10 protein-coding genes are annotated in these 16,662 nt (G+C 44.7%); 4 read left to right on the forward strand and 6 right to left on the reverse strand.

Annotated features, from left to right (window positions below):
- The 5 genes from H5073_RS15790 to H5073_RS15810 form a co-directional block, all read right to left on the reverse strand.
- Positions 1-1,074, reverse strand: a complete 1,074-nt coding sequence (locus H5073_RS15790) for a CsgG/HfaB family protein (protein ID WP_182680528.1) — start codon at positions 1,072-1,074, stop codon at positions 1-3.
- 538 nt (positions 1,075-1,612) lie between these two features.
- Entirely contained in the window at positions 1,613-4,345 is a 2,733-nt protein-coding gene (locus tag H5073_RS15795) for a TonB-dependent receptor domain-containing protein (RefSeq protein ID WP_182680529.1), read from the reverse strand.
- A gap of 92 nt (positions 4,346-4,437) precedes the next feature.
- Positions 4,438-7,275 carry a hypothetical protein gene (locus H5073_RS15800; RefSeq protein WP_182680530.1) on the reverse strand — a complete coding sequence of 946 codons (2,838 nt, stop codon included), beginning with the start codon at positions 7,273-7,275 and terminating at the stop codon, positions 4,438-4,440.
- A 1,388-nt stretch (positions 7,276-8,663) separates the two neighbouring features.
- Complete coding sequence (gene yghU, locus H5073_RS15805) at positions 8,664-9,533, reverse strand: glutathione-dependent disulfide-bond oxidoreductase (protein WP_182680531.1); 870 nt, start codon at positions 9,531-9,533, stop codon at positions 8,664-8,666.
- A 33-nt stretch (positions 9,534-9,566) separates the two neighbouring features.
- Positions 9,567-10,181: a TetR/AcrR family transcriptional regulator gene (locus H5073_RS15810; RefSeq protein WP_259394923.1), complete on the reverse strand. Its 615-nt coding sequence runs from the start codon at positions 10,179-10,181 to the stop codon at positions 9,567-9,569.
- A 178-nt stretch (positions 10,182-10,359) separates the two neighbouring features.
- Between H5073_RS15810 and H5073_RS15815 the strand changes: the two genes are divergently transcribed.
- The gene (locus tag H5073_RS15815; RefSeq protein WP_182680532.1) at positions 10,360-11,301 is read left to right on the forward strand and encodes a LysR family transcriptional regulator; all 942 of its coding nucleotides are present in this window, start codon (positions 10,360-10,362) and stop codon (positions 11,299-11,301) included.
- A 234-nt stretch (positions 11,302-11,535) separates the two neighbouring features.
- Entirely contained in the window at positions 11,536-12,078 is a 543-nt protein-coding gene (locus H5073_RS15820; protein WP_182680533.1) for a hypothetical protein, read from the forward strand.
- An 89-nt stretch (positions 12,079-12,167) separates the two neighbouring features.
- Here H5073_RS15820 and H5073_RS15825 read toward each other — a convergent pair whose 3' ends face one another.
- A complete protein-coding gene (locus H5073_RS15825; protein ID WP_182680534.1) occupies positions 12,168-14,228 on the reverse strand; it encodes a TonB-dependent receptor in 2,061 nt (686 codons plus the stop codon).
- A gap of 403 nt (positions 14,229-14,631) precedes the next feature.
- Between H5073_RS15825 and H5073_RS15830 the strand changes: the two genes are divergently transcribed.
- Positions 14,632-14,931, forward strand: a complete 300-nt coding sequence (locus H5073_RS15830) for a hypothetical protein (RefSeq protein ID WP_182680535.1) — start codon at positions 14,632-14,634, stop codon at positions 14,929-14,931.
- Positions 14,928-16,499 carry a PepSY domain-containing protein gene (locus H5073_RS15835; RefSeq protein ID WP_182680536.1) on the forward strand — a complete coding sequence of 524 codons (1,572 nt, stop codon included), beginning with the start codon at positions 14,928-14,930 and terminating at the stop codon, positions 16,497-16,499. Before H5073_RS15830 ends, H5073_RS15835 begins: the two co-directional genes overlap by 4 nt.
- Positions 16,500-16,662 lie beyond the last annotated feature (163 nt).

A 16,662-nucleotide genomic window follows, 5' to 3' on the forward strand; every position in this document is an offset into this window, starting at 1 on the left:
TTAAAAATGCCCACGGTCGCTTAAGGAGCTTAACTTTTGCATATCTTGCAGACGTGATGAAATACGCTCCTGACCTTCGATAATCAATTTAAGCTTATCGATATCATCAGTCATCATCATAGCTTTACCATAAAGGGCTTCTGCCATTTCGACATCGGCAGAAAACTCAGCACAAACAGCATTGTTATAGGTAATGGTCAAGGAATCAGCATATTTACTTTGGGCTTTAGAGAACATAGTACATCCATTTTTGTAAAGCTTTTCATTGACGAAATCTATGCCCATCTCAAACATTTTTTCTGCGTCCTCTGGCACTTTAGAGCTAGGGCCTTCCATCAGATCCACATCGGTATTGAGCAAATAAGGGGCGACATCATATTTAAGCTCTGTGGCTATTTGGCTAAAAGCACGGCCTTCTAATTCCATATTTGAAGGATGGGCACTTTCTGAATCGCTACACACGCTACTTTCAGCTTTTTGGCTATAGTTTTTAGAGAAAATAATCTGACCAGACTCAATGGATACCGCTTTAGGCCTTAAAGAAGCAATTGCCACTTTGGTTGAGCATCTGACAGTGTATTTCCTGCTTTTCTCGCACTTAAGAAAATTACTGCCTTTTTCAACACACTCTGAACGTTCTTCAGTGTAACTGCTTGAATCGACCTTAGAGGACATGCTGGCACTAATTAAGGTATCGGCACCAGTTAACTTACCTAACTTAATCCGAGTTGCTGAATCCGTTAATATGCCATCGTTCATTTTTTGTTCTTTCAAAATAGCATCAATGGCGGCGCGTTCAACCAAAGTAAAATAAGCGGAATTATTATATTTAACCCCTGAAAGGTTAGATTCTAAGAAATGGCCTGAATTACTTCTGTCATGAATGACTGCTATTCGGTTCATTTTTTCAGTGCTGGATATTCGCGCAGGTTTGAGCTGGGATACTTCTATTGTGGGAGTGCTAAACGCATTACTTAGCATTTTTAAGCCGCTGTTAATTTTGTCGGTAACGACACAACCAGACAATAAAAACGCAGTGCAAACTAGGCCAGAGGAAATAATGCCATTTCTCATTGAAATATCCTTTTCTTTTAACAATTTACAGCTTCCTTCTAAGTAATACATGCAAGGATTACCGTGATACTTACCTGCAATGAAGGAAACACATTGAAGTGATTAAATATTGTGCAGCAATAAAGTCCGCATTATCATAGTGTTACATAGCAAAGATCTGGGTACAAGCTTTTAACATCCTATAAGTTGATCTAACGCGCAAAACTATCATTTATCCAGTCGCACGCAATAATACACACAATTAATTAACAAACATAAAAAAAGCCACTTCCCGTTCCAAGGAAGTGGCCTGATGGGCCTAGCTTTACTGCTTAAAAAGTTAAACTCATCTTGTACGACTTCAGCAACTGAAATGATGAGGAACGATTGCTAAAATCCTGTACTCGGTTGTGCCAGACTTGCCTTTGCAGCACTAATGCTTAACTTCATACTTAACTTCATGCGGACTTGCCATGAACACCATAAACAGCAATTGCAATACTGTGCATTGTAAGCAAAGTATGAGGATCAAGAGGAAGTCATTCATAACTGTGTCGCCTTAATACTCATAGCTAAATTGCAGGCTGTATTCTGTGCCCGGCTCTTTGGCGTACACCAGCTGGCCTTGCTGCTTATATTCCGTGGTTTCATCGAGCATATTCTTCGCCTTGAGCTTAATGCTTATGCTGTCGGTTGGGAAAAAGCTGTAGGTAAAATCTAGGCTGTTAAACGGCTGTTCAAACACATCATCAAGCCCACCGCGGCCGCCATAGGCAATGCGCTCACCAAAGATGTTATAGACCAAAGTGGCGCTATGGTATTCATCTGAGGAGTCATAACTTAACTGCACGTTAGCCACCCATTTTGAGTGTCCCGTCATGGCCCGTGATTGATGTGTTGGGTCAATTTCACCGTTAGTGGCGATATCTATGGCCGAATCCCCTAAGGTTAAGTTGCCTGCGACAAAGAAATCCTCCCACAGGCTGCCCTCATCGCCCAAAAAGCCTAACTGCTGCAGAAACTCAGTTTCGATGCCGTAAATGTAGCCAGACTCAGCATTATAAAATTTAAGCTGACGCCCGGCTTCTGAGATCCGCTGAATAGGCTCAATGGGTGCATCCACGTCTTTATAAAAAGCGCCAACACTTAAGTTGTTGCCCGAATCTGAATAGTATTCCCAGCGCAAATCCAGGTTATAAATGTCTGAGCTTTTAAGCTCGGGGTTGCCGAAAAAATCAAACCCGGTAACGGGATCTTGAAAGCGCACTGGCGACACTTCGCGTAAATCGGGTCGCACTATGGTTTTGCTCGCCCCAAGGCGCCACTGAGTGGTATCGGTTTGCTTCCAGGTTACTGATATTGAAGGGAACCAGGCATCTTCTGCGATGGCGTAATCCTCAAGCTGATAACGGCCACCTTCATCGGATATTTTACCGTCTGGATCTATGGGTAAGGTCACCCGCCTGAAGTCTTCATAACGCCCCCCAGCGTACACCCGCCACACGTCTTCAAAGTCGATATCTAGGCTGATAAACGCTGCGTCATTCATCTCTGCGGCAATATAATCTTCGGTATCGGTTGAGGCGTCTTTAAGCTCTAAACCTAATACATCACTGCTAATATTAGCGTTTGAAAATATCTGATTAAAATCTTGAGATAATATGCCGCCATTAACATCACTTGGGCTTAAATCCACATCCAAACCTAAACGGGTGGCGTAGCTTTCACGGCTACGCTCAAAGTATTCATAACCTGTGGTGACTTTAACTAGGGCGCCATCAAAGTTTATCGGGTAACTGAAATCCCAACCATAGTTTTGGCTGTCATCTTCTAGGCGGCTATAGACATATTTAGGCGCATCTTGGGTGTTCAAATTGCGCGATAATACCTTGTTAGCATCATCTAAAATCACGTTATAAGTGTATGACATTTCATTGGGCGCATAACGCTCTGAGCGCGCATCGGAAAACTTCCAATTAAATTCGGCATCATTTAAATATTCAATAAAATGATGACCTTTAATCTGATTGCTAATAAGGCTACGTTCTTCATAATCTATGCCAAAAACTTGCAAAGCATTGGGTTCACCTAAGGTATCTATGGTCTCTTCTATGCCCATGGACACATCGTCTGAAGTGTCGTGCAGATAAGTAGTGAAGGTTTCAATTTTGTGGTTATAGCCGATTTCTAAACCTAAATTCACCATGCCCGAAACTTGCACAATCGAATCTGTGCCTATGATGTCTTTTTGGTTTTCAATATTAATATTGCTGGCATCACCATCAAGCTCAAGCTCTTTTTTACGGTAGTTGTCTTGCTGTTTTTTATAGGAAAACGCCGAGATAGCGCCAAGAATCATCTCGTCGCTGAGATCCCAGCGATCACCAATGGCAATATCCCCTTTAAAGCCAGGTGAGCTATCCTGAGCCTGCACTGTCATATCCCTGTGCATGCCAAGGGCAAGTTCACGGTTAAGCTGCTGCGCCGCTGGATAATTAATCCCGCCCTGAGAGCCGGTAACAATATCAATCGGGCTTATGCCGCCGTACTGGCGAGTGGTATTGGCGATGGCATCTGGCATGGCGCGCTTGCCATCATCTTTACCTAGGCCGCTGTTATCTAAGCTATATCCTAGAGCATCATCTGTGTCGTTAGTGTTGTAACGCCCGCCTACCGAGGCTTTAAAGAAAAAGTCTGCTGGAATCGATTTAGTGCGAATATCCACATGCCCGCCGCCAAAGGCTGCAGGCGCATTGGCTGAAGCCGACTTTTGCACCGATAAAGACTCAATAATTGAGGCTGGGAACATGTCCAAAGGCACCACGTTACGGGTAGGATCCGGTGACGGCACAATCGCGCCATTGAGCGAGGTGCTGGAATAGCGCTCCCCTAAGCCGCGAACATAAATAAACTTGCCATCTTTTAGGGTTAAGCCTGTTACCCGCCTAAGAGCTGCAGCGGCGTCACCATCACCGGTTCTGGCAATTTGCTCTGCGCCCATAATATCGGTGACGTTAACTTGCTCACGGCGCTCTTCAGTCGCGGCTGACGCCGAGGTGCGTAAACGCCCCACCACTGAAATCACTTCAATGGGCTCAATGGGAAAGGATTCACCCTGAGCTGACGGGCTTGATTGAGGGGTTTCAGCGGATTGAGCATTGGCTTGGCTGTTTTCTATTTTCACAGCGTCTTGCGAGTATACGGGTAAGGCTGGCAATACGCTGGCCACTGAAATCAAGGAGGCAATGGCAAGACTTAGCTTATTGACGGTAAAACTCGGCTTGGTTTTCATAGGGTTACTATCCTAGATGCGATTCAAATGCTAGCCGCCCTAGGGCGGCTATTAAACGGGAGACTTGTTTAGCTCCCGCTATGCTCTACAGGTTATTGGGGAATATGAGCCCAACCTTGGCGCCAATCTGTCTTGCCATCAAACGCACCGATATAGTTTGTTGATTCGAAGAAGCTGTCTTGAGCGCTTAAGTCTTTACCTTTACCCAGCAGCACAGTATCAGTCGCCGCTGGCATGCCATCGGTCAGGGTTACAGCACTTGTGCTGTTGCCTGTTTGGCCTAGGAACCAAGTTTCAACATTCAGGGCATTGGCGGTGGCGGCATTATCTGAGCTGTATTTAAACGGCTCGTTACAGTCGATAACCGAGTGAGACATGGCTAAGGTCTTATTATTGACGTTATCAATAAGGCCCGCGTAACTGCCATCTAACTCTAAACACTCGCCAGATTCTGTCGTGCTGGTGCTGCCTTTACGGCCCTGAACCAAGACGTTATAAAGCTCACCTGCGGTGGCAACCCTTAGCAATATACCTTCGCCTTTATCGCCACTGGCATTTTCAACATCAGCTCCTGGCAAGATAGTGAAGTTTGCCAACTTAGGCGCCGAGATTGGGGTATCGCTAGCGCCTTTATGACTGTCGCCTTCAATACCGCGGTTGGCTTGACCATCTTCATGGGTGATATAGACAAATTGCGCTTTACCCGTCCAGCCGTTGGTCCAATCCAATGAGTCATCGAAGTTATGGGTTAAATACACGTATTTAAGGTTAACCGCGCCGCCCCAGAACTCGACCCCATCATCGCCATTGGCATGAACTTGGATATGGTCAACTTGAGTGCCGCTGCCTACTGCCGCAAAGGAGATGCCGTTCATTTCTTGGGTATCGTTAACTTTAAAGCCAGCGTACTTAACCACCACATAGCTTATTTGGCCGCTGTTGTCGCTGTTGTCGTTACCGCCATAGGGGAAGTCACCCACTTCGAATGAGGCATCGCAGGCATTTTTATCCGGGCAAGTATTAGTCAGGCCTTTACCTAACACCACTAAGCCGCCCCATTGACCGCGCTCGCCCTCTGCGCCCATTAGCACGTCTTGCTGTGAGGTCATCACAATCGGGTGCGCCGCACTGCCTTTGGCCATAATTTTTGAGCCACGGCTAACGGCAATGTAGCTATTTGGCGTTGCAAATAACTGTGCGCCCGCTTGAATGGCCAAGGTGGCCGAATCTTTTTTATCGCCGCCAACAATCACAGCGCCGCCATCAATCTTGTACATCACATTCTGGCCCGCAAGCAGCGTAGTGTTGCTGAGCACATTGCCCTCTAGGCGGCATACTAAATTAATTTTGCTGTCTTTCAGGGTGCCAGCCACCACGCTTTCTGCGCTAGTGCCCACTGGGCATGAGGTTAAGGTTGGCAATGCGGTAGGGACTGGCGCTGCGTCACTGTGAATGGCTGTGGTCCAGTCTTTAGTCCAGTCAGTCGTGCCATCAAAGGCGCCGATATAATTGGCATTGGTTAATCTGTCATCTAGGTTACTTAAATCCGCTTTACCAGAAGAGAGTGCAATAGAAGATGAATTTGGCATGTAGCCCGTGAGATCTGAAGCGCCAACTAGGTTACCCGCTTGACCTTGATACCAAGCTTTGACATCAAGCGCCAAGGTACGGCCCTCTGCGGCATCAGCCTTGGCATTTTTAAAGGGCTCGACACAATCGATTAAGCTGTTTTCCATGGTAAGCTCAGCGGTATTAGCATTGTTAACTGTGTTGTCATCGTTAACTTCTAAACACTCGCCTGAATTCACATCGCCTTTAACGAGCAAGTTGTAAGCGGTAACCCCAGTGCCTTTGCGAAACAATATTCCTTCGGCATCATCACCATTTGAGTTAGTGCCATTACCCACTTGCACAGTAAAGTTTGCCAGCACAGGCTTAGACATAGGCGATGCCGCGGCATCACTGTTGCTGTCGGCTTCAATACCCCGGTTTGAACTGTTGTCACCTTGGCGGATATACACGTGCTGGGCACTGCCCTGCCAGCCGTTGGTCCAGTCTAGGGAGTCATCGAAGTTTTCAGTTAATACCACATTCGATACCGACACATTACCGCCCCAGAACTCTAGGCCGTCATCGTTATTCATGTGCACTTGCACATGGTCAACCACAGTACCGCTACCTACACCGGCAAAGCTGATGCCGTTCATTTCTTGGGTATCGTTAATCTTAAAGCCGCCAAACTCAACCCGCACATACTTAAGTGAGCCTGAGCTGTCTTGGGTGTCGTTGCCGCCATAACTGTGGTTGCCCACTTCAAAGGCCGCGGCGCAGTTAGTTAAATCAGGGCAAGAGTTTACCGGTGCATTCCCCAGTAAGACTAAGCCGCCCCATTGGCCTGCTTTGCCAGCCTCACCTAATGCCGTTTCCAAAGAGGTAAACACAATAGGCGCGGCTTTTGTGCCCTGGGCATAAATTTTTGAGCCACGGCTAATAACTAAGTAGGAATCGCTGCCGCCAAGCACTTTAGTGCCCGCTTCTAAGGTCAATTCTATTGGGTTAGTGTTATCACCGCCCACTATCACAGCGCCATCAAGCTGCCAGACCACGTCATTGCCCAGCACGATTTTGTTGCCAACTTGGCCGCCCGTGCTAGCACTAGATGATTGTGCTGAAGATTTGGCTGCTGCGCTACCTAACGCACCTTTAAGCACCCACACTTCCTTACCATCAACGCTAGTTATGTTGGTGCTTTTAGTGGCAAAACCACTGTAAGCTATCTCTTGCGGGGTTTGAGTCACAGGTGGCGGGGTTACCGGTGCGGTTGGGGTCGCAGGATCAGCAGCCGTACTAATATTAATATCACCGCCACAACCAGCAAGAATTAAAGCCGTAGAAATTGCACCTAGTTTAAACAGATTTTTCAGTTCCATTGTCATCTCCGAGACGGATATATTTGGCAATTAGTCCCAACTTGATCGCAGCGAATCGTGTGTAAACCGCCATATAACGCAGCGATATCAACCACCAAAAGCACAAACCAAAGTTAGCGAACCTAATCACAATAGTGGGTTAGCTGGTGCATAAAACTACCCAGTAAAAATGACAAACAGACGGCACTAATGTGAAGCTAACATGTCAGCAAGATGACATTAAGATTTAACATTCAAGCGGATTTGAGTGCAGATAGGCGCTACAGCGAGTTTAGTCAAACAGCAAAAAGAATGATTTTTTACTGAAATAACTCAATATTTTGATTGAGTGGCTTTGTATCATGAGCAACAGGCTCACCGCTTCAATATTGGTGTAACCTGTTGACTTAAAAGCGGGCGCAAAAATTTAGCTGTGGGTGGCCAATTGAGTTCTTACCAATTGAATTGATACCCTAACCTACTGATTTAAAATAATGCCGCTAAAACTTCGCAAATACATGATATTGATTAAGTTCAAAAAAATTTCTGCACCAGAGTGAGTTTGGGATCTTGTGATAAGTTGCAAGCTGACCCCGGTCATTGGGCTAACGTTCCGAGTGACGCCCATTCTTACTGAAAGAGTTTAACGGTAAAAAGGTCCCTGTGAGCTCGGGGCAGTATCCCTGCGGCCTCATTCAAGAGATAGACTCGAGCCATTTAGCCCAACGTCTTCTTATTAACATTGGAGTCGTCATTGAGCTCTACAATCAGCATATTTCTGCATGTGCATCATGAATAAGTTCCAAGATGTTTTGTCCCAATATGAGTTTCGCAGTTCGGAATTGAATTCGGGGTTTATTGCATTAATCCCAAATTCAACATCTAAGTGCACCAAACTTTCTAACTTACAGATAACACCCATTCCCCCTCGAAGTTGCCGAAATATTCACGTAAAAATACCGTGTAACCATCAGGGATGATAGTTAAGGCTCGTTGGCACATGGACGTGCTGTCGAGCCGTTAGGTATTTTTACGTGAATATGAGGATCAACAACTTCGTCGGGGCGGCATGGAGGGAGATCCAAGGGGGAGGGATTGCTGTTGATCTTTCCCCCTTGGCCGGGTGTGGGCTGGAAGCTCACGACTCTGATCCAAGCGAAGCTTGGACATCTTTAATGCTTGATGAAATTTAACCTTGAAGAAATTAATTCAACACACATTTTTGCCCAAAAATGGTTAAGGGGGGTAGCTCATTTATGCAGGTAAACTCGACCATTACACTTATCGCTAGCTTAAAAACAAAAAGCCTCAACATGGGTTGAGGCTTTTATGACATGATGACTATCAGCAAGCTACTTGAGCAAATAAACGCGCTTAGGCCTGGGCGCCTATATTTAAGAGTTAAGGCTTTAAGGCTTTAGCTTAAGTACGGCATCAATATCGGCGCTGCTGTGGCGGTTTTCTAGCATCTCCCAGGGTTCGCCCCAAGTGCGATTGACTATGCGGCCACGCTGCACTGCTGGGCGATCGCTGATGGCTTTGGCCCAGCGCATGACATGTTGATAACTGCCGACATCTAAAAACTCGGCGGCGCTGTATAAGTTGCCTAATACCAGATTGCCATACCAAGGCCAAATGGCGATATCGGCAATGCTGTATTCATCACCTGCGATAAATTCATGCTTTGCAAGCTGCTTATCTAATACATCCAGCTGGCGTTTAGTTTCCATGGTGAAACGGTTTATCGGGTACTCAAACTTTTCTGGAGCGTAAGCGTAAAAATGACCAAAACCGCCGCCTAAATAGGGGGCTGAGCCTTGCAGCCAGAACAGCCAATTTAGTACTTGGGTGCGCTTAGCCAGTGTCGCGGGTTGTAATTTGGGAATAAAGCGCTCAAATTTATCCGCTAAATAGAGCAAAATCGCCCCAGATTCAAACACTGAAATCGGTGTTGACTGACTATTATCCACCAGCGCGGGGATTTTAGAATTGGGGTTGATATCGACAAAGCCTGAAGAGAACTGATGTGACTCACTGATATTAATCATAAAGGCATCATACTCGGCGCCCTTCTCACCGCTGGCTAATAGCTCTTCCAGCATGATGGTGATTTTCTGGCCGTTAGGGGTGCCCATAGAGTAAAGCTGCAAGCTATGTTCGCCGACTGGCAATGTTTTTTCATGGGTTGCCCCTGAAACAGGGCGATTAGTTTTAGCCCATGTGCCGCCACTTTGTGCATCGAACGTCCATACTTTTTCTGGTGTATATTGCTCTGGCATAATATCTCCTGAACTAGGGTTGATTTGGTTGATTTAGCGCTGAAATGGGCCACTGACAAAAATGTCATTCACCAATTCATCCACTGGAATATTGCCATCATTGGCTCTGGAATACGTCCGCAGCCCCATCAATTGAATTTGCACATGACGGGCTAAGCGTAACGGTTCTTGCGTGTCATCTAACTCCTGCTTCTGCTGCGCAGCAACTAATACCTCTGCAAAAGCGGCTTCAACCTGCTTAAGTAAATCCTTGGTCAAGCTGAGCAGTTCGGCGTTATCGTCGGTGAGTTCGGCAAGGGTTTTTGCCAACATGCACATCCCGCTTGGGGCATGTTGATGACTGTGAGTCACCACTGTGCTAATAAAGGTTTTCATTGCTGCCAAAGACGACGAGGCCTGTTTACAAAGCGCTATTTGATCTAGGCTCATCTGGGCGTAATGCTGCAGGGCTTCTTTAAATAAGCCCTCTTTACTGCCAAAACAAGCATAGATGCTGCCCGGTCGCATATCGATAACGTTTTGTAATTCCCGCATAGAAGTAGCGTGGAAGCCTTTTTCCCAATAGAGCTTGGTTGCTTTGTCGACCACCGCAGCGCGATCGTAACTGATAGTCTTAGCCATATTCTGTACTCGCTCAAATAAGTGCATCAACCTTAACCTGAACACTTGTTCAATTACAATGCGTATATTAAATTAAACACCTAAACACACAAGAACACTATCACTTTCTCACCAGCAGCATTAGCTTGCATCTCATAGTAAACGGCTTATGATTCAATATCATGGTTTGACTTCTACATCATCCACCTCATTTAAGGGACTCCTAATGAAGCGCCTAGATTTAAATTTACTCCCGCTGTTAGAAGTCCTGTTGGAAGAACAAAGCGTCACAGCTACGGCGCAGCGATTACACCTAAGCCAATCAGCCGTCAGTAAACAGTTAACTCGCTTAAGGGAGGCTTTTAATGATCCTTTATTTGAGCGCACAGCCTACGGCCTAAAGCCAACCCCAAAAGCCTTGTCATTAGCCCCTGAGCTGCGCCAATGTTTGCAACAATTAAACCAGTTCACTCGACCCGATACCTTTGAGCCAAGATTAAGCCAAAGACAATTTCGCATGGCACTAATTGAAACGACTTATTCACTCACCTTTCCCTTTTTTATGCCAGAGCTTCTCAAGCAGGCACCTAAAGTGAGCATTAAGACCCAAACTTGGGCTGCTGAAACATTAGATAAACTGCTTAGTTGCGATATAGAACTTGCCATAGGTTGCCGAGAATGGGATGAACGCTCTCCAATTCAAATAAAGCATTTGCCTTGTGAGCTCAATTACATAGAACTAGTGCAAGATCATTCTCTTTGCTTTGTAAGGCAAGGACACCCTGCGCTGGAACACACTTGGGATTTACAGGCGTTTCTTAAATATCGGCATTTACAGGTCGCCTTTGGCGGCATAGAGCATTGGCTGTTAGATGATGTGCTATTAATGGAAGGCCATAAACGCGATATCGCGGTTAATATGACGGATTTCCCCAGCGCGCTAGCCTTATGTGAACAAAGCGACCTGATATTATGTGCGCCAGCTAAATACGCTTTGCCTATGATAAAAAATTATCGACTCGTACCACTACCACAAGTGGTAAATCTGGTACCTGGCAGTTACCTACTCATGTGGCATAAGCACTTTGATTTAGATCCCAGCCATAAATGGTTACGAGAACTCATCAGCAACAATGTACTCAATGCTCAAAAAAACCAAGATACCTAGTACCACTCTAGGAGCCCCTTAACTCAAAGAATCCTCCTAGGTTGCCGCTTATCTATTCCTCTGAGTTTCATCAGCTTAAGCGCAGAGGAGCATTGACTAACCCCTGTTCAGTTGATAATTTACTCTCCTAATTAAAAATGATAACCATAGAGCCTTCCATCTTATGCTTATGTTCTGCATATAAAGAAGACTTACGTTAGTTATGGATAAAAGCTCAATTAAGGGATTTAACAGATGAAAAAAGTCATTTTCTGCGCCTTAGCATTAAGCCTTGTTGGCTGTAAAAGCACTGATATTCGTTCGATTGCCGATTCAGTCTCGGACATTGCCAGCATAGGCGCTGACGTCACCAGCACTTCAGGTACATCCTTACCCAGAGCAACTTCAGTTGCAGGTTACGAACACCAAACTCAGCAGTATTCTAATAAGTCAGAGCCAGTCTATGTCACTCAAAATACTAAGTTAGCCCAAGAACGCGGTGCTATTCGCTCAATTAAACACGAAAAGAACCCCAAAGGCATGACCATGGTACGTTTCGTGGCTTTCCATCAAGACAGTGGCGCTGCGATGGAAAGTGATAATTATTTATATGCACAAGACAGTAATGGCTGGTTAAGTGAGAAATTTGTTGTATCTTACAGCACTAAAGCAACCATGATTAACAGCGGTCACTATTACTTAAAATCAGATGCTGACGGAAATAATAAATTTTATACCACAGGTATGATTAAGCTCGATAAAGGTGTGACTAACGTAGTGACTATTGAACTGCAATAACCCGCCTTTCAGCTATTAAAAGCAAAAAATACGCCAGTGAATTAACACTGGCGTAAAATGATTAAGTGCAATTTACTGACTAATCCAGCCTAGAAAGAGTAAGTCACTGATGCCCCAAATGCACGGGGATCTATAATAGCGGCATAACCTTGAGGATAACTGCGATTCGCAGGCTCATTAACGGTAAGTGCTTGTTCATCAAAAAGGTTATTAATAAACCCACTCACTCGCCATTGATCGTTTTGATAATCAAGATTCAAACGTGACACCACATAATCTCCGGCGACGCGCTCAGTGGTGTTATTAATATCAGCGTAATACTCGCCCACATAATTCCCGGACAAACCTAAGGTCAACTCATCGTTAACCCAATATTTAAGGCCAATATTAGCGGTAATTTTAGGGGCTGAATTTAACTCGTTACCTATAATGTCACCATAGCTTGGGGAGGCAGCTTTTATCTCACTTTTTAGCAAGCCTAGCCCTGAGTTTAGCTGCCAATCATCATTGAGCATCACTCCCGCTTCAAGCTCAAGCCCATAAGTAACAGCTTCATCTATATTGGTGATTTTACGTTCACTATTGGAAGCTTGATAACCATCAAAATTATTGTAAAACACGTTACTGCTGATATTGATATTACCATTATCAAAGCTGCTACGAGAGCTTAGCTCAAAGGTGTCTACCGTTTCTTTTTCATAGTAATAATAGGCATTGTCAGCAAACGAGAGCGCCCCGCCACCTGCGTTATAGCCGCTTCTAGCGCTCACTGCTAGCGTAGTATCCTGATTTAACGCATATTGTAATACCAGTTTAGGTAAGGCTATGTTGTGGTCATCATCTAGCTTATCAGCCACTACCCTTCCTCGGGTGCTCATAGCAAAGTTACGAATTTGCTGCTCTTTCTCTACCCGACCACCAGCAATAATTTTCCATTGCTCTGTTAAGGCGTAGCTCACTTCACCATAAATAGAATGCGAGCTACTGCTGTCGTCACCCACATAAGTTACCCCACCAGAACTGCTAAAATCCTGTTCACGCTTATAATAAGATAAACCAACAAAACCATTAAATTCAGGGTTTTGCAATCCAAAATTAAACTTACCGTCTAAGGTGTAGCTCTTATCTTGCATTATGACCTGCTGCTCAGCTGCAGCTACGGATTCATAGCCCTCAAAACCCCAATCATAATCGATATAAGCCGCTAGCAAATCAAAAGAGTAATCATCATTAAGGCGGTAATCTATTTTGACAGAATGAGTATTAGATTCTGTTTCAATGTAGCGCTGAAATAGCGGCTTGTATGCCCAAGGATTATCACCAGAGAAATAGTTTCTCCCTGTATCCCCTTTCTCATCGTTATAGGTAAAACTATAGAGCAGAGTAAAGTTATCAACGCCTGTGGGTTGCCATAAGAGTTTACCTCGCCAGCGACGACTGATTAACTCATTGAGATCAAAATGGGCAGGATTACCAGCGTAAACCTCACCTTTGTTAAAGGTGTTACCGGTTAAGTTTTGCCCAGAAATTCTAAAGGCAAGTTGGTCTTCAAAAATGGGGCCAGACAACATGACTGCACTGTCGATGTAATCTTGCTGATTGCGATACCCCCCTCGCACAGCGCCATTCCAATCAAAGCTAGGATCTTTGGTTTTTACAAATATGCTGCCGCCTATACTATTGCGGCCATTGATAGTAGATTGCGGGCCGCGAAACACTTCTACCTGCTCAATATCCCAAAGCCCACTATCACCGGTCATATCGGCCACAAACGGCTCGGCCACACCATCAACTAAGGTTGAAACCCTCGCCTTAGCACCACCAGTAAATGAGTTAAATCCTGTGGCTGAACCATTACCAGAGATACCGCGAATATCAGGCACTGAACCCGTTAAGGTCACTAGGTTCGGCACTTCAGATAAGGCATTTGATACAGATAAGTATTGGCCACTGGCAAGTTTGTCTTCATCAATAACTGAAACCGAAGAAGTCGTATCCTTCAAGCTACGCTCGGTCTTCTCCCCTATGACTTTAATCACTTCAATCGATCTCATCGGCTGCGCATCGACGGCGGCATGTGCAGGAGACATTATTGGAGTGCAAAGTATTGCTGCGACTAAAAGTTTCTTTTTAAACATTTTCTGTTCCATGAAATACCTCAAAATTCTCTAGGTGATAGCTAGGCCTGACTATTTTAAGCCCCATAAGCTACACCAAATACAATTGCAAATCACTCTCATTTACAATATTGTATTTGCCGTTCGATACTCACACATAAGGAAATTGAGTCGTCATGTTTCAACTTGCTGCAATAACCTTAAATATTTTGGGCTCTGTACTGATATACCTCAGTAGCAGACATCAAAAGATGATTAAACAGCGACTCTCAAAGGAATTTTTAATCTTAGGCTGCCTGTTAATTCTTCTCTCCCTATGGCCACTTTGGGCAGCCCTACATATGCCGTCGGCGCTGTTTATTTGGCTACTGATAAGCTTCACTAACTTGATTTCTATTCCCTTTATTAGCCTATTAAAAAACTCGGAACGTCCCCAATGACCCAGGCCTATCGCAATCAAAAAATCCAACCTCATTGGTGGTCAAAAACTATCATTGCCTTGATCTTAGGTTTAAGCCTTGCCTATGCCTTAATCGGGATATTTGCCTGGCAAGGCCCTGGAGGAATAGATGCACCAGTGAAAGTGCAATTTAATATGTGGATGCTGTGCTTGCTCTGGCTAATGATTTTGTCATTCAGCTTTATGTTCAAAACTCGATGGAGTGCTTTGCGCTATCTAGGCGGGGCAAATCTAGTGGCTTATTTAGGTTACTTAGCGGCGAGGCTATTATCATGAAAATTCGCTCTGACATACTTCGCACCTATCAAAGCATACACACTTGGACGGGCATCCTCTCTGGATTAGTGCTCTTTATTGGCTTTTACGCTGGAGCATTATCATTATTTAAACCACAAATTACTCAGTGGGCCACTCCAGTTCATCAACATTTAGCTGCCATCCCACAGGCTAAATTAGACAATTTAATCTCCCAAGCTTTTAAAGAATATCCTAAAACTCAGCAGGGATTTATTGTTGATCTTAGCGGGGACACCTCACCCTTAAGTTGGTATACACAAGGTGGAGGACGCGGGATCCGCTTAGATGATATCCGCAGTCACGCAAGCCTTGATAATAATGATAAAATTATTACCCAGATTCATGCTCAGAATGAATTAGGCAGCTTAATCGATCAGCTACATCGCACCGCAGGGATCCTAGGTGAAGTTGATCATTTCGAGGTTGGAGTGCTGATCTTGGGCCTTGCTGCAGGTTTATATTTTTTAGCCTTAGTGTCAGGCGTGATTTTTTTACTGCCCACATTAACGAAAAACTTATTTGCCTTAAGAAAAAATAAAGGAGCTAGCCGTTTCTGGCTAGATAGCCATAATCTCATCGGCGTTATCAGCCTCCCATTTCATTTGGTTATTGCTTGGACTGTTGTGGTATTTGCCTTTCATGATTTTGCCTATGGCGGGCTTGGGCTTATTTATGGTGATAAGCCATTATTTGAACGGCCACAAAGAAGCGCTATAACCTATGAAATAAAAGACTTACCTTCTATCCAGACTTATATCAATAAAGTGGCTGAAATCACTGATGGCTATGACATCAAATCTTTAACCTTTTCTAATCTGTCTTCACCGGGCCCTGCGCTAGCGATTAATATCAGCAGCGACACTCAAGTTATGCGCTCTGGCTATAGCGATGTGATTTATATGCATCCCTATACCTTGGAGGTGCAATTTAGCACCGCAAGCTTAGAAAATGGACCGATTTACGATCCAATAGTCACCAGTTTCTTTGCGCTACATTTTGGAAATTATGCCGGTAATTTTGGCCGCTTGGTGTATTTTATACTTGGGCTACTAGGAGCATTTTTATTCTACAGTGGCAATTTACTTTGGCTAGAAAAGCGTAGACAAAAACAGTCCATTCAGAGCCGCGCTAACCGCTTCATGGGGGCGTTAACCATAGGGGTATGTTTAGGCTCTATGCTGGGGGTAGCTTGCAGTTTTGTAATCACTAAATGGCTCTATTTAGTCGCTGAGCAAGTTAACACTTATTATATGATGTGCTACTACAGCATCTTTTTTAGCGCCCTTGGTTACAGCTTTATTAGAGGAACAGCCAGCGCTGCAATCCATTTACTTTATGCACTATTCTTAAGCTGTTTGTTAATTCCTACCACCAGTTTATTGGCCGCATTATTGCCAAGCCTATTTACTGAAGGGATTAGAGCACCATCATCCTATCTTATTGACGTGGTTGCAGCTTTGTTTGCTATTGCTTTCTACCTAGGGGCTAAAAAAGTGCAACACCGCGCCTATTATGGAGAGCCAAACAGTATTTGGGCTATAAGATAAAGAGTCAAACTGAGGGCTCTGAACTAGAAAGCGCACCCGAAGGTGCGCTGGTTTGGTGTAAATCTAATCAAACTGCTATATCCTCCTAAAGTGAGTTGAAAGAGTTGTAAACTGTCTCTGTCTTGCTGTCTTGCTGTCTTGCTGTCTTGCTGTCTTGCTGTCT

Source organism: Shewanella sp. SR44-3 (genome assembly GCF_014163735.1).
GTDB lineage: Bacteria > Pseudomonadota > Gammaproteobacteria > Enterobacterales > Shewanellaceae > Shewanella.